The organism is Blastococcus sp. SYSU DS1024, assembly GCF_054050795.1.
Genome location: NZ_JBJHAA010000005.1, coordinates 224,311 through 247,276 on the forward strand (window position 1 = coordinate 224,311; position 22,966 = coordinate 247,276).

Below are 22,966 nucleotides of genomic sequence, written 5' to 3' on the forward strand. Positions count from 1 at the left end.
GCTGCGGGACGTCCGGCACGGCGACCGCGCCCGGGCCGGACGGCACCGTCGGGACGTGGAGGAGGCCATCCGGCTCGAGGCGGAACTCCACGTCGTCGCCTGGCTTCGGTCGAGGCCTACTGGGCCGACCTGGGGCAGGTCGTCGCCCCGTCTGTCGCGGATCTCCGGGGGACGTCCGGCACACGGCGCAGGCGTGCAGGCGGCGAGGTGCCGGCTGCTGACACCGCGCTGGCGTGACCGGGGGCGCCGGTGCCGACGGCGAGGCCGCCCTAGCCACCCCGGCCGGACCGGGCCCATCGGAGCGCGGGTCTCGACCAACGGCTCTGCCGACCGGAGCACGGACGGCGCGACGGTCGTCCCGTGACCACCGACACCGACACGAACCCGAGCAGGGTGTCCAGCTGGGCGCCGCTGCGCCCGACTGCCGCAGACCTGACCCAAGAGGTCCGGGAGGTCATCGCCGACCTAACGCTGTTCTCCCTGTCGCCGCTGGTGCGCCCCTGGCACACCCGGTGGGGCGCGACCGCCGCCGAGGTCTGTGCGCCCATGCCAGGGGACGACGTCCTGCCGCGGGCGCATTACCGCTGCACGCCCGCGATCACCGTCGCCGCCCCTCCCGAGGAGGTGTGGCCATGGCTGGTCCAGGTCGGCTGCCTCCGGGCTGGCGGGTACAGCGACGACCCGCTCGCGACCTGGTGCATCCGAGCGCCCGGCGAATCGTGCCCGACCTGCAAGACCTGGAGGTGGGGGCGTGCTGCCGATGGCCCTGTCCCCGCCGGTGTCGACGGCGTTCGTCGTCACGTCCTTCGAGCGGCCGCGCGAGATGCTGTGGCGGACGCCGACGAGCACGTAGGCCTGGCGGCTCGCCCCGCTCCCTGACGGTCGGACACGCCAGGTCACCCGGCTGCACACCGCCTACGCCGGTCCACTGTCCGACCGGCTGCTCGCGGCCCTGCTCATGGGGTTCGGCGACTTACCGATGGTGCGGCGCATGCTCCGCGGCGTCCGGCAGCGGGCGCAGGCCGAGCACCGGCGGCTGCATCCGCCGCGGGCCGATGCCCGCCGGCTGGCGCTCATCCGGGCTGCTCACACGGCGGCGTGGGCGTTGATCGAGGCCTGCGTCGGCTACCTGCTGTGTGCGGGCCTGCGCGGTCGGGGCGATCGGCGGTCCGCGGCGGCGGCCGCGGTTGTCGCGGGGGAGTGCCTGGTGTTCGCCGCGGACGGGTCCCGCTGCCCGTTGACGGATCTCGCCGCGGACGCCGGAGCCACCAGCGGCTCGGTCACCGACATCTACCTACCGCGGGGTTCGCTACGAACCTGCCGGCGATCCACCTGCCCCTGCTCCTGCTCATCGGCTGGTTGCACCGGCGGGCACGGGCGCGCCCTTGGCGGCCCGCCGCTCGGCGCGATCCTTGATGCCGTGCAACATCTGCCGGGTCATGACCAGCGTGACCGGCTCCATGACCCGGGTCGCCACACGCAGCCCCAGCTCGGACTGCCGCCGGGTCCGTGACCGCGACAGCAGCCGGCACCGACCGAGACCATGCGGGACGAGGTGGAAGGACCACACCGCGTTCCACGGGTGCTCCGGAGGGGCCTGGCGCAGCACGAGCGCCCGGTCGGGGAGCACCTGGGCGACGGGGAACGAATAGCCGTCGGGCATCGGCCCGTAGCCCTCGGGGACGACGACGACGCGGTCGCCGGCGGTGAGGTGCTGCCACTCCCCCCGGATCTCGTCGGTGGAGTGGATGTCCAGCCCGATGAGGTTCTCCAGCCAGTCGTAGCTGTACATGCCGCCGCGGCCCTTGCCGATCTGCACCAGCCACAACCAGACCGCCTCCGGTGGAGCTTCGACGGTGACTGCCAGAGTGGTCTGCTCGGCCGGTCCCGGTACCAGCTCGTCGCCGGGCAGGGCGCGCGTCACCTCGCCGCGGGTGGCGCCCCAGTTCCGGGTGACGTGCAGGAGCTGCATGGTCAGCGCCGCCGTCCCGGCCGTCTTCGCGAGTACGCGGATCATCTGCTCGTCCTCCCGGGAGGCACGTCGAGAGCGAGGTCGACCAGGCTCAGCTCGCCGTAGGTCAGCCGGCTGCCGTCGGGCAGGTGCCACACCGCGGTCGCGCGGCCGAGACGGGGCCTGCCGTTCACCGTGGCCCAGTCCAGGACCGGCGTGCTCCACGTGGCGCGCACGAGGCCGCCGGGCAGGTCGGCCCAGCGGTCGTCGGTGCGGAAATCGCGGGGGCGGCCGGAGGCATCCAGCGGGACTTCCGCGGCGACGGTCCGGCCGGCATCGGTGAGGCTGACGCGGAAGGAGTCGTCTCCGGTCGCCTCCCAGGTGACTCGATGGTCCAGCAGCATCCCCGGGGCCATCAGGACGGCGTCGTTCAGCCAGGTGACCAGCTCGCTGGTGTCGAACTCCGGGCCGGAGCCGTCCGCGACCGGCACGAGGCCCAGCAGTTTGCCGCGCATTCGCCCGTGCCCGCCCCGGTAGGTGTCCCAGCCCCACACGGGTGCCACGCCGGCGAACAGGAGTCGCATGCGGAACAGGCGGGCGATCTCATCGGCGCTGTTGTACTGCCATGCGTCGCACGGCATCCACGGTCCGGCCGGACCGCGCCGGAACCGGCCGCGCAGGTGGGCACGGAACGACCGGGTGCGCGGGCGGCCCACGGCGCCCATGGCCTGCAGGTACCGGCGCACGGGGTGCGGGAGGCCGGCAAGGTCGTCGTCGGCGACGGGTTCGGTTGCCGGGGGGAGGTGGGGTAGGTCGGCGGCGGCCAGGCCGCGGATGAACGCCCTCGGTGGCCGGGTGGCAGCGGCGGGTGACTCAGACGTGGACGTGGACACCGGGCTCCTCGAGGCGCCGGGTCGCCGTCACAGGCAGTGCCCGGAGCAGGCGGGACAGCAGCCACCCACCCAGGGCGCCGAGCACGGCGAACCCGCCGATCGGCCCCACGATCTGCGGGACGGTGAACGTGATCCCGGCGCCGGCCTGCAGCGCCGTGCTCAGTGCGATGGTCGGCAGCAGTAGGACGATCGTGACCAGCAGGGGAGCGGCGAGCAGGTACCCGAGGGGCTCCCGGCGGCGCACCAGCAGTCCGGCCAGGGCCGCGGCGGGCGCGACGACGGCGAGGTCGATGGAGAACGTGACCGGTGTCGTGTAGACGTCCAGGAGCGCGGGGGCGGTCCCGGCGAGGAGCGCAGTCACCAGCGGCTGCAGCCACACGACAGCGGTCACGGCGGCCGCGGTGAGCAGGAACCGCGAGAGCGTCCGATGGGGGAACGCCGGATCCGCGGCGATTGCGGCCAGCGCTCGGCGGTCGGCGGTGGCGAGTGCCGCGACGAACGCGAACAGGCTGGCCGACAACAGGGCCACGTATGCGAGGTAGAGCGGGTTGTAGGCGACCCCGAGGGCGTAGGTGGCGTACACGTACAGGAGGTAGCCGAGCGCTCCGGCCAACAGGACCGTCCCGCGGGGGGAGCCGCGCCGATGCTCTCGCCACGCCCTGACCACCAGCGGGATGCCCAGGGCGAGGACGACCGCGTCGACCGCGGTGTTCCCGGCGGCGGTGAAGACGGTGTCGTAGCGGTACAGGCCGCTCCCGGCCAGGTCCGCCGTCCCGCCGCGGGGGACGGCCACGGTGCGCGGCTCACCACTCGGCCGCCTCAGCAGGCCGGTCGTAGCGACGGCCGCGCCCACCGCGGCCACCAGTCCCGGTAGGCGGCACAGCACGCTTCTCATGGGTGTCCTCTCCGTCCCCGGTGCTCCGACCGGCTCCCCGTCGACGCTAGGCGCGGCGTCCCGCCGGGGACGGCGGCGAGAGGCCCCCTGGTGGGGGACGAAGGTCCCCGTTCCCCGGGACGTCGGCCCGCGTCCGCCTGGCGGCTCGGCACGCAGGCTGGCCTGGAGGTCCGGCGCGCGTCCGGGCGGAAAGTCGAGGGATGACGGTGACGATGCCGCAGACACCTCCGGAGGCGGCCGCGCAGCCGGGCGTCGGGCACGCGCGGACGGGACCTGTTCCGACGCGGTGGGTCGTGGGCGTGGACGGGTCACCGGGAGCCCGTGCTGCTCTCGTCTGGGCGCTCGGCGCTGCCGCACGGGCGGGAGCAGAGCTGGAGCTCGTGAGCACCTTCTGGGCCGACTTCTCCTGGATGGACCCGTTGCTGGTGGACACCCGGCGGCTCGACGAGATCGCCGAGGACACCAGGGCCCGCGTCCACGGCTTCCTGACGGAGGTGCGCGCGGACCCGGCCGTGGCTGCCGTCCCGGGCGCCGCGGAGGTCGGCGTCGAGGTGGTCGCGGCCGCGGGAGCGCCTGCCGAACGCCTCGTCGCACGCGCCGCGGACGCGCAGCGGCTCGTGGTGGGCAGCCGGGGCCGGGGCGGTGTACGCAGCACCCTGCTCGGGTCTGTGGCCCTCCACTGCGTCGCGCATGCGCCGTGCCCGGTCGTGGTCGTGCACCCCGGCGCGGTGCAGCACCCGCCCCGCGTCGTCGTCGGGATCGACGACTCGGCGATGTCGCGGGCGGCACTGGAGAGCGCAGCCGAGGAGGCGCGCCGGACCGGCGCCCAGCTCGAGATCATCGCGGTGTACCAGCCGGAGGCCTACTGGAGCGAGGTCCAGGCCATGGCCCTGCCTCCGATCGCCGAGGCCCGTGAGCAGGTCAGAAGGCGCGCCGAGGAGGTCATCGCCGAGGTGCTGGGCGCCGGGACGCCGACGCGGCTTCGCGTGGAGGACGGTGCGCCGGCGGACGTACTGATCCGCGTCGCCGACGGCGCGGCCCTGCTCGTCGTCGGCAGCCACAGCCGCAGCCGCATCGCCGGCACGCTGCTCGGCTCGGTCGCGCTGCACTGCGTGGTCCACGCGCCGTGCCCGGTCATGATCGTGCACCCGCAGCGGGCGCGGGCGGCGGCCCAGTCGGTGGAGGAACCGGCCGCCGCGGTCGCTCGCTGACCGGGTCATGCGCGCTTGGGTGGTGGGCACGCCGGCGCCGATCGGCGGGGGTCCGCTCGACCGGGTCGAGCGGTCGCTGCCCGAACCCGGCCACGGAGAGGTTCGCGTCGACGTGCTCTGCTGCGGCGTCTGCCGAACCGACCTGCACCTGGCGGAGGCCGACCTGCGCCACACGGGCCCGAGGGGCTGGATGACGCGCAGGTCGCACCTCTGCTGTGTGCCGGCATCATCGGCTATCGGGTGCTGCGCTGCGCTGACGTCCCGCCCGGCGGTCGGCTGAGCATCTACGGTTTCGGCGGCAGCGCCCACCTCACCGCGTAGGTCGCGTTGGCGCAGGGGCTGCAGGTGCACGTGCTCACCCGCGGCGAGCGGAACCGGCGTCTGGCCCGCGAGCTTGGCGTCGACCCGGTCGGCGGCGCGGCGGACGCGCCGCCGGAGCCACTGGACGGCGCGGTGCTCTTCGCCCCGGCCGGCCGACTCGTGCCGGCCGCCCTGCGTGCCCTCGACCGCGGCGGCACCCTCGCCGTCGCCGGCATCTGGTTGTCGGAGATCCCGGCGCTCGACTACGGATCCGACCTGTTCCACGAGCGCCGGCTGCGCAGCGTCACGGCCAACACCCGGCGCGACGGCGAGGAGTTCCTCCGGCTGGCCGTCCGCCTCGGCGCGCGCGCCACCACGACCGCCTACTCGATGGATGACGCCCCGCGGGCCCTCGCCGATCTCGCCGCCGGTCGCTCCGGCGGAGCGGCCGTCCTGCACACCTGACGCGCTGGGACGCCGAGAAGCAGGCACAGCACAGCGCCCAGGCACACCCCCAGCGCGGCACCGCCGACCACGTCCAGCGGCGCATGTGCGCCGAGGTAGACCCGCGCCAGTGAGTTCAGCACGGCCAATCCGAGGACGACGGCTCGCCACCGCCCACGCAGGTACGGGCACAGCAGGACGACGACCCCGAAGGCGATCACGGCGTGCCCGGAGGGATAGGCGATCCCGGCCGACGGGACGTCGCGCAGCACGGCGCCGTCGATCGTGCTACCAGGCCGGGAACGCTGCACCAGCGCCTTCACCAGCTCTCCGTGCACGATCAGCTTGAGCGGCACGAGTGCGCAGAGCCCGAGCGCCAGCCGCCACCGGCGCAGCGCCAGCGCCGGGACGGCAACAAGCAGCGGCATCCCGAGGACACCGAGGAGCTGGAACAGCCAGAGCGGTCCCTGCAGCGGGTCCGGCCAGCCGTTGACGAACCGGAAGACCGCTGCCTCGGCCGCGCCCACCTGACCCGAGGACACGGCGACCGTGCAGAGCACCGTGACCGCGGCCCCGGCGGCCGCGGTCACGCCGTCGGCCCACCGCCGCCCGTACCCGGAGATCACGCGCGGCCCGGCAGTACGGGCGGGGTACGACCGGCGCCGCGGCGCCAGGCGATCCAGGCGACCAGGCCGCAGGGGATCGGCAGGAACCACGTCAGCAGGCGGAAGACCAGCACGGCGGCCGCGGCGCCCGTGGCGCTCACGCCGATCGCCGTCAGCCCGGCCACGTAGCTGAGCTCGGCCACCCCGAGCGCGCCGGGCGTGACCGGGACGGCCGTCAGCAACCGGGTGATGGCGAAGACCGCGAGAACCGCCAGCCAGTGCACCCCGGCACCCTCGCCGTCCACCGTGCGCAGGCAGACCAGCAGGAGCGCGAACAGTGCTGCGTGGCTGACCAGCGCGGACACGGTGAGCCGGACCCAGCGTTGGCGCAGCAACTCGAGGGAGTCGGTGCGGAACCGTTCGGCCCGCTCCGGCCAGCCGGTCGGCGGGCGACGGCCGGCCACCCGGGCGAGGCCGCCGACCACGTGCTCGGCCAGCCGGGCCGCGACCGCGCCCGCCGAGCGGTGCGTGACGACCGCGATCAACCCGGCGACCACGACAAGCAGGAGCGCGCTGCCGAGGCCGGCGGCGACGGCGAGCCCGGGCGGCACGTCCGCCACGAGCGCCACCCCGCCCAGGGCCAGCCCTGGGAGGCCGAACTTGACGAGGTTGTTCCAGATGCCGGTCACGGCGACCGCGCGGGCGATCTGCGCGGCGGAGAAGCCGAAAGAGTGGAACATCGCGGCGTTGGTCCCGACACCGACGGCGAAGCCGGCCGGCACGGTGTTGGAGACCGCCGTCGACGCCTGGTCGCTGAGCACGGCCTGACCGAGCCGCAGACCGGGGAGCGCGGCCATCCAGACCGGGGCGTAGGTGAGCAGGTTGACCGCCGCGGCCGCGGCCACGGCCGCCGTCTCCGCACCGGTGAGATCCCGAACCAGGGCCCACACCCCGGCGTAGTCGGCCATCCGGGGCAGCACACCGGCGAAGACAGCGCCGACGACGACAAGTGTGAGGAGGGTGCCACCCACAGGGCCGGTCAGCAGCAGCCGGAGGGACGGGCGGGGGCGCGGCGCCGTCCCGGGCCGGGCGCTCGGGAGCTCCGGCGTGCGCTGTGCCGCCATGCCTCCATCCGACACGGCAGAGAGCCGGTGCCGCGCGGGCCGTTGGTCCCGACAGCCCGGGACCGTGCGCCCCTTCCTGCCGGGCGCCCGCACGGTGACCGTGGAACCAGGACCACGAGACCCCTGGAGGGCCGAACCGTGACCGTCCCCGAGCCCGAGCAGCCGATCTCGACACCGGCCGAGATGAGCAGCGCCGAGAAACTCGCCGCGGAGTGGGAGGCGCGCCATGACGTCGCCGCCCGCGGGCACCGCCCCGACCCGCTGGTCGTGCAGCACCACCTCGCGCACGCGCGCACCCAGGAGGCGCGACACCACGTGCCGCCGCCGGCCCCAGCCGCGGCTGCTGGTTCTCCACCTGTCGCGGCCGTTCCGACCACCGCCGGGAGCCGTGCGACACCATCACGGTGGTGGCGGAGGTGGCTCGGGCGCCGCTGAACCGTCGACGGTCAGGCGTCCGCGCATCGGGCACGTCCGTCCCACACCGGCTCGACGAGCGCCCACTCCGCCGCGCGATGCACCAGCAGGCGGTGCAGGTCCCCGCACCGGGCGGCGTGGGCACTGGCGAGGACCGCCGGGAACAGCGCCCAGGCGACGACGGCCCGGACCCCTGAGCTGCGGGGGCCTGGCGGCATCGTCATCCGGCCGGACCCGCGACCTGGTGGTGCCGTGGAGGGACCACCAGGGCCGGGCCCAGGGCGGTGGCGGAGTCCACCGTCGTCGACTCGTCGCGGCCGGGCTCTGCGTCGGCGGTGCCGTCATCGGTCCCGCACCCGGCGCATGCGCCGAGGGCCAGGTAGGGACGAGCCGCAGCGGACGCCTGCCTGCGTCCAGCCTGCCTCGCGGCGGCGACGGTGGTGGCGCAGGCCTCGGGATCCGCGTCCACACCGGCGACCATCGGGCGCAACGCCCTGGTCACATCCATGTCGTCGCCCCGCAGGCGTCCGAGGCGAGGCGGTGCCGCGCCGTCTTGCCCTGGGTGGCGTGTCGTGCCCGGTCACCCGGGCGCGCTGGGAAGCGACGGCGGGCCCGGGTCCGGTGGCCTGGTGCTGTTCTCCACGACGTCTCCCCGCGGCCGGTGTGGGACGGCCGGCGTCGGCTCGGCGCGGCCGATACGCAGCAGCGTCTGGGGGTGGGAGGTCCAGGTAAGGGCCGACCGCAGCTGCGTACGGGTGAGGGGCACTTCGATCGCCTGTGTGAGGGGGCTGGCGGCCCACCCGCGGCGGGTGAGCTCGAGCAGCAGCCGCTCGAGGGCCTCGCCTGCCTGCACCCATGCCGCCTGGTCGTCTTGCGGGGTGACCAGCAGGACGAGGGTCTGACTCGTGGTCGAACGGGTCTCGGGAGGGAGTGCGCCGGTGCCCGCGCTGTCGAAGTCACGGAGGGGGAGGTCGTCGTGCTGGCGGCCGTCCACATGCGGCACGACGGCGGCGGGGAGGCCGTCCCCGCTGGCCGGTGATCGCGTGGTCCACGACCGCAGCTCGGCCCGGTAAGCGGCGTTGGCGTTCTGCGCGGCGTCGGCCTGCTGGGTCAGCCTTGCCACGAGCTGGCGGTGCCGCGCGTGCCGGATGACCACCAGCTCGGCACCCTCCGCCGCGACCGCGTGCGCGAGATCGCGCAGCACATCGTCGGGGACCTCCTCGGCACTGAACGCGCGACGGTTGGTGCGCCGCCCGGACACCGCCCCCACCAAGGCGGCGAGATCCCGGTCGGGCGGCCCCTCGACGGGACGGAGCGTCGCCAGGACGTCGGGGTCCCCGGGGTCGGGTAGCCGCTCGACCGCCGCTGCCCACCCAGCCGCGGCCAGGCTCACCCGGGCGTTGAGCAGGGCGGCGCCGACGCTCTGGGCGAGGGCGCGCCCGAACGGGTCGAGCGTCAGCAGCTGCCGAGTTCGGTCGGCGTACATCTCGAGCCGATCGTCGTGCAGAACGAGCCGCCAGGGCTGGGTGTTGTGCACGGAAGGGGCGAGGCGCGCCTGATCGGCGGCCTCCTCGAGTGCCTCGGTTCGGCTCCGGCGCGGGGTGTGCCCAGCGGTCGGGGACGGGACGGCGCAGGGGATCGGCGGCATGGCTACTCCTCGTTGCGGTGCTGCCGTCCAGCCTCGGACGTTCCCCGGTCGGGCGCCCGGGGCCCGTCGTCACCACGCCCGGGGACCAACGTCCCGCGGCCCGGCGAGACGCGGCGAAACGCCGGAGGACCCTGCCCACCGCCGTCCGAGGTCCCGCCGCGATGCGACACACGGCCGTATCGCCAGGTCGCCGAGGACGCGAATCTCAGCGTGACCGCCGGTCACCCGGGACGACGAGCGCCCCGCGATCTCGATCGGCGAGGAGAGGAGGACGGCGTGACCGAGAGCCGGACGCCGTACCCCGTGCGCGTCGACGCGTCGCTGGACGACTCGCTCTCGCGCGGGCTGTGGCTGGTCAAGTGGCTCCTGCTGATCCCGCACTACGTCGTACTGGCGTTCCTGTGGCTGGGATTCGCCGTGGTCGTGTTGATCGTTTTCTTCGCGATCCTGGTGACCGGCCGGTACCCCAGAGCGCTGTTCGACTACAACGTCGGGGTGCTGCGCTGGACCTGGCGGGTGCACTACTACGGCTACGGCGCACTGGGCACCGACCGCTACCCGCCATTCACCCTCGCGGACGTGCCGGACTACCCGGCGCATCTCGACGTGCCGTATCCCGAGCGCCTCTCCCGGGGCCTGGTGCTGGTCAAGTGGTGGCTGCTCGCACTGCCGCACTACGTCGTGGTGGCCGTGTTCGTGGGCGGCGGCATCTGGCTCGGTGCCGGCGCCGACGGCATGTGGGACGACGGCTGGGGCTTCGGCGGTCTGGTCGCTCTCCTCGTGTTCGTGGCCGGGGTGGTGCTGCTGTTCTCCGGCCGCTACCCGCGGCCGATCTACGACTTCGTCCTGGGTATGGACCGCTGGGCACTGCGCGTCGCTGCGTACGCGTCGCTGATGACCGACGCCTACCCGCCGTTCCGGATGGACATGGGCGGCACCGACCCCGGCTCGGTCCCACCCGGTCCCGCGCCGGCCGGGCCTGCTGGCGGAGCTACCCACCCGGCGAGCTACGCGTCCCCGGCGGGCGGCGGTGCGCATCCGGCCGCTCCGGGAGGGCCCGGCTCGGCCGGCGGGACGGCATCCGGCAGCTGGCCCGCCGGGCGGATCGTCACGCTGGTCGTCGGTGCGATGCTGCTCGCGACGTCGACAGGGTTCATCGGCGGTGGTGGCACGCTCCTGTGGGCCGACCAGACGCAGCGGGAGGACGGCTGGGTGATCTCCCCGGACGCCGACCTCGACAGTGCCCGGTACGCAGTCACCACCGACGGGATCCTGCTCGAGGGTCACGGCCTCGACTGGGCGGTCGACGAGCTGCTCGGCACGGCGCGGATCGCGGTGACCCCGGCCGGTCCCGGCGAGGAGCTGTTCATGGGGCTCGGGCGCACCGCTGAGGTGTCGCGGTACCTGGACGGCGTGGGCCGCAGCGAGCTGGACGACGTCGCCATTCGTCAGAACGGCGACGCCGACGTCCTACGGGGGCTCACCGACGTCGCTGGTGGACCGCCCGCCACGCCGCCGGGCGAGGCCGACGTGTGGACCGTCTCGGTCACCGGCAGTGGGACCCAGGTGCTGGACTGGCGGCCCACCGAGGGTGACTGGACCGTCGTGGTGATGCGCGCCGACGGCGCGGCGGGTATCGACGCCGAGGTGCGTGCGGGCGCCACGCTGCCGGGGCTGACCCGGTTCTCCGCGGTGCTGATCGGCCTCGGCGTCGGCTTGGCGCTGGCGGGCGGAGTTCTGGTCGCGCTCGCCGTCCACCGGGCCCGGCCGGTGCCGCCTCGGGGTGGACAGCCGGCCGAGCCGGTCCCGCCGCCCCCAGGCCCGGCCGGCGGCCAGCCGATGACGGGCGCACGCGGGGGCGGCGTCAGGGCAACCCTTCTCAGCGCAAGCACCGGGGATCGTCCGTGACCAGTGCCTCCACCGTCCGGCCGGCCGGCATGCAGCCGTCCGGTCGGACGGCCGCGCACCCGCTAGCGGGGTAGGTGTTCCTGGCCTACGCGCTGTCGTGAACCGTCTGGGCACCGCTGCTGCCCGGGTGACCGCCGCAGGAACGAGACGCGGCGGTGGCGCGTCAGTCCTCGCGTGACTGGGTCGGCATCGCGAGGGTCACCCAGTCGTGCATGCCTCCGCGGTAGTAGGCCAGGGCAGCTGCCGCGTATCCCGCCTGTAGGAGCTGCCGGATGGCGTCAGGCGACTGCGGGCACTGGGGGCCGTTGCAGAACAGGATTGACAGGCGTCCGGGGTTCAACTCGTTCCGCCGATCGAGCACCTGGTCGTGGGGGAGGAGTACCGAATCGGGGATGGTGCGGCCTCCGAAGGACCCGGCCGTGCGGCAGTCGATGAGCACGGCTCCCTGTCCGACCAGTTCGATCAGTTCCAGTTCTCCGACGGTGCGGACCCCGGGGGACGCTTCCAGGTGCTGGATCTCGCCCCACGTGGTGTCCACGGCGACGACATCGGCCTCACCGTCGAGGAGCCAGGGCACGCTCCGTGGCGGTTGCTGCCGGGTGCGTTCCTGCCGTCGCATCTCTGGCTGGTCCATGCGCTGAGTCCCCCTCGCCGACGTCTCCCGGTCAGGCTGCCAGAACCAGGCGGAGTGCGCGGGGTGAGCCGCGAAGGGTGGTCAGGCGAGGGAGAGGAACAGCTTCTCGAGCCGGGCGCGGTCGAGGGCGGCGGTGCCGTCCGCTCCGGCGGTGATGCACTGCTCGAGCCCGGTGGCGATGATGGCGAAGCCGGCCTTGTCGAGCGCCCGCGAGACGGCGGCCAGTTGGGTGACGACGTCTTCGCAGTCCCGCCCGGCTTCGAGCATGCGGATCACACCCGCGAGCTGCCCCTCGGCGCGCCGGAGCCGCTTGATCACGTCGCCGACCACCTGGGTGTTCTCCAGTTGCATGTCCTCATCCTCTTCCATCCTCCGGCGTCATACCCCGACGGGTACGGCCCGGTGGAGCGCCGCGCGGCGCGTGGACATTCCTGGACGCGCCGCGCGGCCGTTCGGCTTCAGGCTCGCCTGGGGCGGGGTCCGACGATCCCGGCGTGACGCAGGGGACATCGGGGCACGAAGGCCGTGCAGGTTCCCATGGCTCCTGTCACGCCGAGTACCGCGATCAGTGCCGGGAGCCGGGCGCCGTCGGGCGCTTCCTGGACGAGCACGAAGGCGCCCATGGCCAGGACGAACCAGCCGAAGGCCCGGCGGAGCGCGTCGGCCGGGATGCGGTCGACCAGTCCGGCGCCGAGCACGCTTCCGGCGACGGCGGCGACGGTGATCGCACCGACCAGGGACCAGTCGATGGACACGGTGGCGAGGTAGCCGGTCAGCCCGGCAAAGGACTTCATGGCGATGACCAGGAGCGAAGTGCCCACGGCCGCGCCCATCGGCAGCCCGCCGAGCAGCGCCAGCGCCGGGACGACGAGGAAACCGCCGCCCGCGCCGACCAGGCCGGTGACCAGGCCGACGACGACGCCGTCCAACAGGACCCGGACCACAGGAAGCTCCGCGTGGGACCTGGCCGGGTCCACGTCCTTGCGTCCGCGCAGCATGGCCACCGCGGTGGCGACCATCATGAGGGCGAAGGCGACCATCAGAAGGCGTTCGGGGAGGTGGCCGCCGAGGAACCCGCCGGCGAACGCGCCGGCCATGCCGGCGGTGCCGAAGAGCAGCCCGGTGCGCCACCGGACGTGGCTGGCGCGGGCATGGCCGACCACGCTCACCGCCGCGGTGACGCCGACGACCACGAGCGAGGCGGCGATCGCCTCCTTGGCGTCCATGCCGGCGACGTAGACCAGCAGGGGGACCATCAGGATCGATCCACCCCCGCCGAGGAGCCCCAGGGTGACCCCGACGACGACGGCGAGCGCGACGGTGAGCGTGATCAGCACCGGGTCACCTCGTCGCGGTCAGCTGGTCCAGCGCCGAGCCGGTGGAGCGGGCGCCCCGCTTGTTCCACGGCATCTTCGCCAGCGCCATGCCCATGGCGCAGGTGTTGGAGACGGCGGCGATCACCAGGCCGCCGCCGACGACGGCCGATAGCCACTTGGCGCGCGGGGCGACGGTGCTGGCCGCGATGCCGCTCAGCACGAGCGAGCCCGCGGCCAGCCGCACCTGTCGCTCCAGCTCCCAGGCCTGCCGGCCGCGGTTCAGGTCCCCGCCGGCGGCCTCCCAGTCGACGATGCCGCCGGAGAGGACGCGGCTGCTGCCGAGCCCGGCCCGGTGCAGCGCCTCCTGCGCCTGGCCGGCGCGCTGACCGGACCGGCAGACCAGGACGACGTCGTGGTGGTCGTCCAGCACCGTGCACAGCTGGTCCAGGGAGCCCTTGAGCTCGTCGAGCGGCACGTTGACCGCGCCCGGGATGTGCCCGGACTGGAACTCCACCGGCGTGCGGACGTCGATCAGGGTCGGGTCGGGGTGGTCGGCGCTCCCGAGGCGCTCGGCGAGGGTGGGGGCGTCGACGGTCGAGGTGGAGCGGGTCATGCGGAGATCTCCTGCAGGGTCGCGGTGGTGAGGAGGAGGCCGGCGGGGCCGGCGTTGTCGAAGGAGTCGTCGATCGCCACGACGCCGACCCCGTGGGCGTCGAGGAGGGCCGCCACGACCCCGGCGCGGTAGCCGCCGGCGCAGTGCACCCAGACCTCTCCGGACGGGACCTCGTCGAGCCGGCCGAGCACCTCGTGGATGGGGATGTGGGCCGACCCCGCGATGTGGCTCTCGGCGCGCTCCTGGTTGCGGCGCACGTCGAGCACGGGGGTTCCCGGGTCGCGCGAAAGCTGCGCGGCCAGGTCGGCGAAGGTGGTGGTCCGGTAGCTGCGCAGCGGCTCGCCGCCGGACCAGTCCTCGGGGCCGCCGGTGGCCATGGCGGCCGGCCGGTCGATGCCGACGCGGACCAGCTCGCGCTGTGCCTCGGCGACGTCCTCGGCGGTCTCGCCGAGCAGCGTCACCAGGGTGCCCCACGGCATCAGCCAGGCGAGGTAGGTGACGAACTGGCCGTCGAGGCCGAAGTTCACCGTGCCGCCGACGTGCCCGGCGGCGAAGGCGGTGCGGTTGCGCAGGTCGACGACCCACTCACCGGCCTCGATGCGCCGGCGCAGCTCGGCGGGGTCCGCCTGCGTGGGGAGGGAGAGATCGGCCTCGCCGGGACCGGCGGAGTTCGCCGGGCCCATGTGCGCGTAGTACGCAGGGTAGGCGTCCAGGCCGGCGAGGAGGTCCTCGACGTACCGGGCCTCGTCGGTCGTGAGCGCCGGGTTGGCCAGCTTCTCCTGACCGATGGTGCTCGCGGTGCCGCCGGACTGGGTGGCCGAGCAGAAGCTGCCGAAGCCGTGCGTCGGGTAGACGGCGGTCTCGTCGGGCAGCTCGGTGGCCAGCCGCCGGGCGGAGTGCCACTGCGCGTGGGCCAGGGTGTCGGTGTGGTCGGGGCCGAGCAGGTCGGGGCGGCCGGTCGAGCCGTACAGCAGCGAGCCGCCGGTGAAGACCGCGACCGACTCGCCATCGGCCTCGAGGGCGAAGGAGAGGTGGGTGTGGGTGTGTCCCGGGGTGAGCAGCACCTTCACCCGCATGCGCTCGCCGACCTCGACGACGTCGCCGTCGGAGACGCCGGTGCGCTCGAAGGAGACGGGGTCGTCGGCGTTGAGCAGGTACCGGGCGCCGACCTCGCGGGCCAGCTCCAGCCCGCCGGTCACGTAGTCGTTGTGGATGTGGGACTCGAACACATGGGTGATGCGGACTCCGGCCGCCTCGGCGATGCCGAGGATCCGGTCGTAGTCGCGCTGTGGGTCGACCACGAGCGCGACCTCGCCGTCGTGGGCCAGGTAGGTGCGGTCACCCAGGCCGGGGGTATCCAAAGGGAGGACGGTGATCGTCATCGAGGTTCCTCTCGTGCGCTGGTGCGGATGGTCAGGCGGCGGTCTCGACCGGGCGTCCGGACTCGATCCACGCGCCGGTGCCGCCGGCGACGCTGGTGGCGTCTATGCCGACCGCACGCATCAGCGCGGTGGCCTGGGCGCTGCGACCGCCGGCCTGGCAGATCACGTACACCGGCTGGTCCTTCGGCAGCTCCGGCAGCCGGGCCGGCAGCACGCTCAGCGGCAGGTTCTGCGCGCCGGGGACATGGCCGGGGCGGTACTCGCGCGCCTCGCGCACGTCGACGACGAAGGCGTCGCCCTCGGCGATCCGGGCGGCGAAGGTGTTCTGGTCGATCTCAGGGATCACGTCAGCTCCTCAGCGATTCGGATGCATACCCGGGGGGGTATATCCATCCGAACTCTAGCACCGTTCGGGGCATTCCCCTGGGGGTATGCTGGGGCCTGCTCCGGGGCGATGGACCCGCGCTGAAAACCCCGGCGTGAGGCGGTACCCGCGCATCGGGATGTCCGGCACAGCGCTGCAACGACCCGCAGCGTCCCGCTGATCAGACCGTTGACGCAGACGCCCATCGGCGCCGGGACGGCCGTCGTAGACGGTGACGAGCGAGACAAGGAGAGGAGTCGACCGTGGGGTTCGGCATGGGCATGGGCTGGATGTGGCTGATCTGGCTGCTGGTGATCGTCGCGGCGGTGGCCCTGACCGTGGTCGTCGTCCGAGCGATCGGGGGCGGGGTCACCAGGACGACCGGAGACGCCGAGTCCGGGCCGCCGGCACGCAGCCGAGCACGGCAGCTGCTCGATGAGCGCTATGCCAGGGGAGAGATGGCCACGGAGGAGTACCGGGAGCGACTGCAGGCGCTGGGGGAGAGCGAGTAGTGCGGTTCGTCGACTGGCGCTCCTTTGTGCGGTCGGCGGACGTCGCCTCAGAGAGGCTCCGCCGACGACTTACCGAGTCGTGATCCGCGCGCTGACTCGCGGCATGCTGCTCGACCAGCGCGTGCGTCAACGCGGCAGCGGAGCCGTCCTCCGCGCCGGCGGCCGCACCCGGTAAGGCGCGGCGGCAGCGCCGGTCAGAGGCCGAGAGAGCGGGTGACGGCGACGTCGACCTCCTCCTGTTCGTCGCGATGGAGGAAGAAGACGGGCTCCCCGTCGATGAACTGAACGTCGATGCTGCGCAGCTGATCGACGAGGAACCGGGTGGGGACGCCGCCCAGTTCGATCTCGGGCCGGAAGACAGCGGGTTGCGCCCGGGTCGACGTCGGGACGATCGTGGCGACGCGCCAGGCCATGTCTGTGGGGCTGAGGACCAGGCCGTAGCGCCGGCCGCGTTGCTCATGCCCACGTCGCGCCTCGCCGAGTGGTCGACCCGGTGGACGGCGCCGCGGATCACCAGGCGTCGGTCTGGTCGGACAGGTCCTCGTCGGCCAGCCGCTCGGCGTCGGCCCGCGCTCGCGCGAGCCATGCCTCGCGGTCCAGGGGGTCCCCGGGCTGCCGCAGGAGGTCCTGCGCTCCGGCGACCGGGCCGGCAGACGCGGGGCTCGCGGAGCGGGCATCAGTTCCGCCTCGTCCCTTGGTGGGCTCGCAGGACGTCGAGCCTGTCCCGGTACTCCTGCTCGTTGATCTCGCCACGGGCGAAGCGCTCGGCCAGCACGTCCTCCGGGGAGGGGGCCCGGCCGCTCCCTCGGTCGTCCCGCGTCGAGGCGCGCGCCAGCCAGACGACGCCGTAGATCACCAGGCCCCAGAAGGCCACCATGCTCAGGGTCATCAGGACCCAGCCCCAGACGCCGACACCATCGTCGCCGTACCACCACATCACCGTGCATCAGCTCCCGTCATCACGTCCGGCCGTGCGGCCGGGTTGTCGATCTGCGCATCGCCATTCACCTGCGGCAGGGGGGCTACGTCCTCGGGGGTGAGCCGGAGCCGGCGCAGCAACTGGGCGTTGAGCGCGACGACGACCGTGGACAGGCTCATCAGGATGGCGCCCACCGCGGGGGCCAGAACGAACCCGACGGGGGCGAGCACGCCGGCGGCGAGGGGGACGCTGACCAGGTTGTAGCCGCTGGCCCACGCGAGGTTCTGCAGCATCTTGCGGTAGCTGGCCGCCGACAAGGTGAGCACGGCCAGGACGCCACGGGGGTCGTCGGAGGCCAGGACCACGCCGGCGGACTCGATCGCCACGTCGGTACCGGCACCGATGGCGATGCCGACGTCTGCCCGGGCGAGCGCGGGCGCGTCGTTGACGCCGTCGCCGACCATCGCCACCCGGAGCCCTCGTTCCTGGAGCTCGGTCACCCGGGTGTCCTTGTCCTGGGGGAGGACCTCGGCGAAGACCTCGTCGATGCCCAGCCGTGCGGCGACCATCTCGGCCACGGGCCGGGCATCGCCGGTGATCATGACCACCCGGACCCCGCGCTCGTGGAGGGCGGCCACGGCGGCGGCGGACTCCGGGCGGATCCGGTCGGAGAGCGCAAGGGCGCCGGCGACGGTGTCATCGCGCAGCACGTAGAGGACCGTGCTGCCCTCCGCCGCCCACTGGTCAGTCCGCGTCCGCACCTCCGGGGGAAGCGCGGCGCCGGACTCGGTCAGCAGGCGAGGGCCGCCGACGGTGACGAGATCGCCGTCCACCTGCGCCTGGACGCCGCGGGACCCGGGCAGGGCCCGGAAGTCATTGATCGCCGGTCGCGGAAGATCGCGTTCGTCTGCCGACTCGACGATGGCGCGGGCCAGCGGGTGCTCGCTGTCGCCCTCAACTGCTGCGGCCAGGGCGAGGAGCCCGTCGACGGCATCCCGGTCGGCGCCGTCGACGGCGACGGCGCCGGTCACCACGGGGCGGCCGGTGGTGAGCGTGCCGGTCTTGTCGAAGAGCACCGCGTCGACGGTGCGCATCCGCTCCAGGGCGAGACGGTCCTTGACCAGCACGCCGGCGCGCGCGGACATCGCGGTGGAGATGGCGATGACCAGCGGGATCGCCAGGCCGAGGGCGTGCGGGCAGGCGATCACCAGGACGGTGACGGTCCGGACGACGGCCTGGTCGGGCTCGCCGAGCACCGACCAGACCAGGAGGGTCACCGCGCCCGCGCCGACGGCGAAGTAGAACAGCGCGGCGGCGGCCCGGTCGGCCAGGGCCTGGGCCCGGGACCGGGAGGACTGCGCCTGCTCGACCAGCCGCCGGATGCCGGCCAGCGCCGTGTTCTCGCCGACGGCGTCAACCCGGATCCGCAGGGCGGAGTCGGTCGCCACCGTGCCAGCCACCACCCGGTCGCCGCGCGAGCGCGCGACGGTGCGGGACTCACCGGTGATCATCGACTCGTCCACTGCGGCCGAGCCGTCGATGACGACGCCGTCGGCCGGTACCCGGGCGCCGGGGCGGACGAGGACGATGTCACCGGTGGAGAGGTCGTGCAGGGTCACCCGCTCGGCCTCTCCGGCCATGCCGATCCGCTCGGCTTCGTCGGGCAGCAGCGCGGCCAGTGCATCCAGGGCACCGGATGCCTGGCCGAGCGCGCGCATCTCCAGCCAGTGGCCCAGCAGCATGATCACCAGCAGGAGCGCTAACTCCCACCAGAAGTCCAGGTCCAGGCCACCGATCCCCAGGGCCGTGAGCCCGCTGGCGACGAAGGCCACCGTGATGGCCAGCGAGATGAGCAACATCATCCCGGGTTGACGGGATCTGATCTCCGAGACAGCGCCGGTCAGGAACGGCCACCCGCCGTAGCCGAAGAGCACCGTGCCCAGCACCGGGGCGATCCACCCGGTGCCCGCGGGCAGGGAGTAGCCGAGCAGCTCGGCGAACATGTGGCTGAAGACCACCACCGGCACCGCCAGCGCCAGACTCCACCAGAAGCGGTCCCGGAACTCCGCGGCGTGGTCGGCGTGCCCGCCGTGCGCCCCGTGCGCGGCCGGGCCAGGACCGTGGCCCGTGTGACCGGCGTGCATCGGGCCGGCGCCGACGACCGGGCGCTGCGGTTCGACGGCCTGGTCTAACCGCGACCCGGTCCCGGTCTGCACACCGTGGGTCGCGCGGTCCTTTGGCGCATCCGTCACGTCTGGTGCCTCCCGGGCTTTCGAGGAAGGCGCCGATCGTCGTCCGCCGGTGCCTGGCCTCACGCTCGCGCGGACATGGCGGCGCAAGAAAGAGTCACATGTCCCGGCCATCGGGGACCTCCGTCGGATCGAGGGCATCCCCGTGCCGGCACCCGGCGGGACAGGAGGTCGGGCGGTGGTCCCCGACGGTCGCCGTCCATGAGCGACCGAGGAAGCAGTGGGTGCGAGCCCAGCGGCCGTGCCAGGGCATTGCCGCCGAGCCCTCGTGCGGCACCATCACCGTCGTGCCGACCCTCCGCGTCACCCAGGACGACGCCGCCGACTAGCTGTTGTGCCGCGATCCGCTCGTGCTCGTGCTCGTGCTCGGGATGCTGCTCGACCAGCAGGTGCGTCAACGCGGCAGTGGGCCCGACTGGTCGGACCGGCGGGCGCGGTCCGCCAGGGCGGGTCACCGGCGAGGGTGAGCCGGAGGACGAATGGTCGAGGTCGCCTTCGACGAAGGCTCCGCTGTCGTCTCCGGCGGGTGTGGTGAGCGCCTTCCTCGGCGCGCGGCCAGCCCGTCGTACCGTCATGTGGGGGAGGTGGTTCTGGTGCCACGGCTCTGGACGGCGCTGCTGCTGCTGGCCGCCGTCTTCGCCATGCACGGGATCCAATGCGTGGCCGCAGGCCGGACCGTCGGGCACGGGTCCACGTCGTTCGGCCCCGCTGCCTCGGTCGGTCCATCCGCATCATCGGCCCATGTCGGCGCCGTCGGTGGTGCGATGCCCGACCACGGGCACCTTCCTGCCACACACGGGACAGGAGACGCAGGTGCTGTCGGGACTGGCAGCCTGCCGGCCCCGTGGCACGACGCCCACGTGCTGGCCGTGTGCCTCGCCGTTCTGCTCGCGGGGCTGACGTTCCTCGGGGCCCTGGCACTCCGCCGAGGCCTGGCGGTCCCGCTCGTCCGCGGCTCGCCCACGCCTTTCCGCTGGCCCCGCGGGTGGTCGAGGCAGCCCCGACCGCCCGCCCTCTCCGTTCTCTGTCTCCTGCGGATCTAGGCCGAAACGCTCCACCCCGACAGCTCCCGCCGTTCCGGGGTCCCGCACCCATGCCTACATCCCTCAGACAGGAGACCCAGCATGACCCGCACCAGCACTCGCCTCCTCCGCCTCACCGGTGGGCTGATGGCCGCCGTCGTCGTCCTCGCCGGCTGCTCGGACACCGCGGAGACCTCCGCCACCGGCACCACCGCGACCGACGACAGCTCCACCGATCAGGGCGCAGAGTTCAACGACACCGATGTCGCCTTCGCCCAGGAGATGATCCCGCACCACGAGGGCGCGCTCATGATGTCCGCGGTCGCCATCGACCGCGCCTCCGATCCCCGGGTCGTGGATCTGGCCGAGCGGATCGAAGCAGGCCAGGAGCCGGAGATCGACCTCATGACCGGCTGGCTCGAGGAGTGGGGCCGGCCGCTCGAGGAGTCCGGCCACATGGGCGGGATGGACCACGGGTCCGGGGACATGGGTGGCATGGGCATGGACGGCGGCATGCACATGGACATGGACATGGACATGGACATGCCGGCGGCCGGTCGGAACTTCGACCGCATGTGGCTCGACGCCATGATCGAGCACCACGAGGGCGCCGTCGAGATGGCGCAGACCGAGATCGAGGACGGCCGCAACTCCGAGGCCGTCGATCTCGCTCGCTCGATCAGCGAGACGCAGAAGCAGGAGATCGAAGAGATGCGGCAGCTGCTCACCGAGCTGGGTGACTGATCCGTGCCCGGTGAGGCGCGGTGCCGTGCAGGCACCGTGCCTCACCCTCGGCCTGATGACGGCGACCGTCGCGGCGCCATCCTGCCCGTAAGCCGCATCGTGGACGGGGGGCTAGGAGTCCTGCTCGATGCAGGTGGGGAACTCCCCGTTGTCCATCCCGCCGAGATCCTCGAGTAGACGTCGAGCATCTTGGCTGCCCTGCCAAGGTTGCCTTCTGGATGCTCCGGCGTCGATCGGCCTTGTGCGCCGTGCGGGACAGCCGCCGACGATGCGGGCTACCCGTATGGGCCGAATGGGGATGAGTGCACCGGAGGTATGTCTCGATGTCCGAACCTCACCATGCGCACCCGGTCGACCCCGAGCGGGTTGCTCACGCCCGCCCCCGACTCCCCGGCCGGGTGGAGACCGGCCGGTTGACCAGCGGGCTGAGCCTGATGGCCGACCCCGAGCGGGTTGCTCACGCCCGCGCCCGACTCCCCGGCCGGGTGGAGACCGGCCGGTTGACCAGCGGGCTGAGCCTGATGGCCGACCCCACCCGGGCCCGGGTCCTGTTTGCGCTCGACATGGTCGAGGAGCTCTGTGTCGGCGATCTCGCACTGGCGCTGGAGGTGAACGAGGACGCCGTCGGCTACGCACTCCGGCTGCTGCGCACGGCGGGTCTCGTGGCCAACCCGAAGCAGGGGCGCGTCGTGTACTACCGCCTCGCCGCGGGTTTCCCCGAGCCGCTGCGGGAGCACTGCCTCCGCCAGTTGGTGGTGCTCGCGGACGCGGCACCGGAAGACGCCTGGTCCTGGCGTGTTGAGTCCGACTCGGTCGCCGAAGTGGGTGGTCGTCGCTGCCCGATCACCTCTACAGTCGGCCATGCCCGGATGGTCGTCCGGATGTCGAGGTCGTTCCCGGCCCAGTCCCGGCCGCTCCCGGAGGCATCCCGCGTGAGGCGAGGGGGGCGCCATGGTTGCTTTGCTGTCGTTGGCGGTTCTGGTCGTGGCCGGCGTCGGAGGGCTCTACGCCCTCTCCTCGGCGCTGCGAAGCACCCGGGAGCCCGCCTTCGTGCTGCCGTACGAGTCGGGTCTGCTCCCGCAGCAGCACGCCGTTTCCCGCTACCACGCGCGGTGGTACGCGATCACGGTCCTCTTCCTCGCCTTCGACATGGAAATGATCTTCATGTACCCCTGGGCGGTCGTGGTCGCGGACATGGGGGCGGCAGCCGTCGTCGAGATGTTCGGATTCCTCGCCGTCCTGCTCGTCGGTGTCACCTACGTCTGGCGTGAGGGCGCGCTGCGATGGACCTGATCGCTCGACTGCGGGCATGGGCGCTGGCCCGACCGCGGGTGCTGCTCGCGGATGTCCTGGGCGAGGTGACACTCCGGTGGTCCGTCGAGGCCGAGCTGGACCGGCGTGGCTGGCGGTTGGCCGTGTCCCCCGCGGACACCGATCTTCTCGTCGTCCTCGGCGAACCCGGGCCGGAGCTCGCAGCAGCCGTCGACGTGCTGTGGAGCCAGATCCCTGAGCCGCGGCACCGGGTCGATGTGCACCGTGAGGGCACCGTCGCCGTAGATCTGGACGCGGGAGTGGATGCGCTGGTCCGGCGGGCCGTATCGGGAGCGGGCGGAGAGGACCGGCCGTCGCCGGCCTCGTTGCTCGGCAAGGACGAGGACGCCCAAGGCATGGACCACGGCGGTGGTCACGAGGGCATGGACCACGGCGGTGGTCACGAGGGCATGGACCACGGCGGTGGTCACGAGGGCATGGACCACGGCGGTGGTCACGAGGGCATGGACCACGGCGGTGGTCACGAGGGCATGGACCACGGCGGTG

Annotated in this window: 22 protein-coding genes and 1 pseudogene; 8 read left to right on the forward strand and 15 right to left on the reverse strand. The window is 73.4% G+C overall.

The features are described from left to right. Positions 1–1,348: 1,348 nt before the first annotated feature. Genes ACI79S_RS07230 through ACI79S_RS07240 form a run of 3 tightly spaced genes read right to left on the reverse strand, consistent with a single transcriptional unit; the run spans position 1,349 to position 3,637 of the window. Positions 1,349–2,017, reverse strand: coding sequence for a hypothetical protein (locus tag ACI79S_RS07230; protein WP_456592763.1), 669 nt, complete (start codon positions 2,015–2,017; stop codon positions 1,349–1,351). After that, complete coding sequence (locus ACI79S_RS07235) at positions 2,014–2,844, reverse strand: DUF6544 family protein (RefSeq protein WP_456592764.1); 831 nt, start codon at positions 2,842–2,844, stop codon at positions 2,014–2,016. The genes ACI79S_RS07230 and ACI79S_RS07235 overlap by 4 nt, the downstream gene beginning before the upstream one ends. After that, a complete protein-coding gene (locus ACI79S_RS07240; RefSeq protein ID WP_456592765.1) occupies positions 2,825–3,637 on the reverse strand; it encodes a hypothetical protein in 813 nt (270 codons plus the stop codon). The genes ACI79S_RS07235 and ACI79S_RS07240 overlap by 20 nt, the downstream gene beginning before the upstream one ends. A 314-nt stretch (positions 3,638–3,951) precedes the next feature. Here ACI79S_RS07240 and ACI79S_RS07245 point away from each other — a divergent pair, with 314 nt between their 5' ends. Together ACI79S_RS07245 and ACI79S_RS07250 are read left to right on the forward strand one after the other, a co-directional pair. After that, the gene (locus ACI79S_RS07245; protein WP_456592786.1) at positions 3,952–4,950 is read left to right on the forward strand and encodes a universal stress protein; all 999 of its coding nucleotides are present in this window, start codon (positions 3,952–3,954) and stop codon (positions 4,948–4,950) included. A 327-nt stretch (positions 4,951–5,277) separates the two neighbouring features. Further along, positions 5,278–5,715, forward strand: a complete 438-nt coding sequence (locus tag ACI79S_RS07250; protein ID WP_456592766.1) for a hypothetical protein — start codon at positions 5,278–5,280, stop codon at positions 5,713–5,715. On the opposite strand, the gene ACI79S_RS07255 is transcribed toward ACI79S_RS07250, so the two are convergent. The 3 genes from ACI79S_RS07255 to ACI79S_RS07265 all read right to left on the reverse strand — a co-directional run bounded on the left by ACI79S_RS07255 (position 5,634) and on the right by ACI79S_RS07265 (position 9,485). Continuing rightward, on the reverse strand, positions 5,634–6,320 hold the full coding sequence (locus ACI79S_RS07255; RefSeq protein WP_456592767.1) for a phosphatase PAP2 family protein: 687 nt from the start codon (positions 6,318–6,320) through the stop codon (positions 5,634–5,636). The two genes, ACI79S_RS07250 and ACI79S_RS07255, sit on opposite strands and share 82 nt — an antisense overlap. After that, on the reverse strand, positions 6,317–7,423 hold the full coding sequence (locus ACI79S_RS07260) for a lysylphosphatidylglycerol synthase transmembrane domain-containing protein (protein ID WP_456592768.1): 1,107 nt from the start codon (positions 7,421–7,423) through the stop codon (positions 6,317–6,319). Before ACI79S_RS07260 ends, ACI79S_RS07255 begins: the two co-directional genes overlap by 4 nt. Before the next feature lie 994 nt (positions 7,424–8,417). Then, positions 8,418–9,485, reverse strand: a complete 1,068-nt coding sequence (locus ACI79S_RS07265; RefSeq protein ID WP_456592769.1) for an Acg family FMN-binding oxidoreductase — start codon at positions 9,483–9,485, stop codon at positions 8,418–8,420. A gap of 276 nt (positions 9,486–9,761) precedes the next feature. Between ACI79S_RS07265 and ACI79S_RS07270 the strand changes: the two genes are divergently transcribed. Continuing rightward, complete coding sequence (locus ACI79S_RS07270; protein WP_456592770.1) at positions 9,762–11,393, forward strand: DUF4389 domain-containing protein; 1,632 nt, start codon at positions 9,762–9,764, stop codon at positions 11,391–11,393. 163 nt (positions 11,394–11,556) lie between these two features. Here the strand turns inward: ACI79S_RS07270 and ACI79S_RS07275 are convergent, their stop codons facing one another. The 6 genes from ACI79S_RS07275 to ACI79S_RS07300 all read right to left on the reverse strand — a co-directional run bounded on the left by ACI79S_RS07275 (position 11,557) and on the right by ACI79S_RS07300 (position 15,684). Beyond that, complete coding sequence (locus ACI79S_RS07275; protein WP_456592771.1) at positions 11,557–12,027, reverse strand: rhodanese-like domain-containing protein; 471 nt, start codon at positions 12,025–12,027, stop codon at positions 11,557–11,559. Positions 12,028–12,108: 81 nt separating this feature from the next. After that, positions 12,109–12,378, reverse strand: coding sequence for a metal-sensitive transcriptional regulator (locus ACI79S_RS07280; RefSeq protein WP_456592772.1), 270 nt, complete (start codon positions 12,376–12,378; stop codon positions 12,109–12,111). Positions 12,379–12,485: 107 nt separating this feature from the next. After that, positions 12,486–13,364, reverse strand: a complete 879-nt coding sequence (locus ACI79S_RS07285) for a sulfite exporter TauE/SafE family protein (protein ID WP_456592773.1) — start codon at positions 13,362–13,364, stop codon at positions 12,486–12,488. A 4-nt stretch (positions 13,365–13,368) separates the two neighbouring features. Then, on the reverse strand, positions 13,369–13,956 hold the full coding sequence (locus tag ACI79S_RS07290; protein ID WP_456592774.1) for a rhodanese-like domain-containing protein: 588 nt from the start codon (positions 13,954–13,956) through the stop codon (positions 13,369–13,371). Next, complete coding sequence (locus ACI79S_RS07295; protein ID WP_456592775.1) at positions 13,953–15,338, reverse strand: MBL fold metallo-hydrolase; 1,386 nt, start codon at positions 15,336–15,338, stop codon at positions 13,953–13,955. The genes ACI79S_RS07290 and ACI79S_RS07295 overlap by 4 nt, the downstream gene beginning before the upstream one ends. Before the next feature lie 31 nt (positions 15,339–15,369). Next, positions 15,370–15,684: a rhodanese-like domain-containing protein gene (locus ACI79S_RS07300; RefSeq protein WP_456592776.1), complete on the reverse strand. Its 315-nt coding sequence runs from the start codon at positions 15,682–15,684 to the stop codon at positions 15,370–15,372. A 281-nt stretch (positions 15,685–15,965) separates the two neighbouring features. Between ACI79S_RS07300 and ACI79S_RS07305 the strand changes: the two genes are divergently transcribed. Beyond that, positions 15,966–16,214: an SHOCT domain-containing protein gene (locus ACI79S_RS07305; RefSeq protein ID WP_456592777.1), complete on the forward strand. Its 249-nt coding sequence runs from the start codon at positions 15,966–15,968 to the stop codon at positions 16,212–16,214. Positions 16,215–16,408: 194 nt separating this feature from the next. On the opposite strand, the gene ACI79S_RS07310 is transcribed toward ACI79S_RS07305, so the two are convergent. The 3 genes from ACI79S_RS07310 to ACI79S_RS07320 form a co-directional block, all read right to left on the reverse strand. Beyond that, positions 16,409–16,627 (reverse strand): hypothetical protein, encoded by a 219-nt coding sequence (locus ACI79S_RS07310; RefSeq protein WP_456592778.1) that lies wholly within the window; start codon positions 16,625–16,627, stop codon positions 16,409–16,411. A 263-nt stretch (positions 16,628–16,890) separates the two neighbouring features. Continuing rightward, complete coding sequence (locus tag ACI79S_RS07315) at positions 16,891–17,103, reverse strand: SHOCT domain-containing protein (protein ID WP_456592779.1); 213 nt, start codon at positions 17,101–17,103, stop codon at positions 16,891–16,893. A 47-nt stretch (positions 17,104–17,150) separates the two neighbouring features. Further along, a complete protein-coding gene (locus ACI79S_RS07320; protein WP_456592780.1) occupies positions 17,151–19,385 on the reverse strand; it encodes a heavy metal translocating P-type ATPase in 2,235 nt (744 codons plus the stop codon). Positions 19,386–20,506: 1,121 nt separating this feature from the next. Here ACI79S_RS07320 and ACI79S_RS07325 point away from each other — a divergent pair. From ACI79S_RS07325 to ACI79S_RS07340, 4 genes and pseudogenes are all read left to right on the forward strand, one after another. After that, a complete protein-coding gene (locus tag ACI79S_RS07325) occupies positions 20,507–21,148 on the forward strand; it encodes a DUF305 domain-containing protein (protein WP_456592781.1) in 642 nt (213 codons plus the stop codon). Between the two features lie 521 nt (positions 21,149–21,669). Continuing rightward, positions 21,670–21,846: pseudogene (locus ACI79S_RS07330) on the forward strand (metalloregulator ArsR/SmtB family transcription factor); the annotation flags it as partial. Positions 21,847–22,099: 253 nt separating this feature from the next. Beyond that, positions 22,100–22,441, forward strand: a complete 342-nt coding sequence (locus ACI79S_RS07335; protein ID WP_456592782.1) for an NADH-quinone oxidoreductase subunit A — start codon at positions 22,100–22,102, stop codon at positions 22,439–22,441. After that, positions 22,432–22,966, forward strand: a 535-nt coding sequence (locus ACI79S_RS07340; protein ID WP_456592783.1) for a hypothetical protein, incomplete at its 3' end; no start/stop codon positions are given. The genes ACI79S_RS07335 and ACI79S_RS07340, both read left to right, overlap by 10 nt.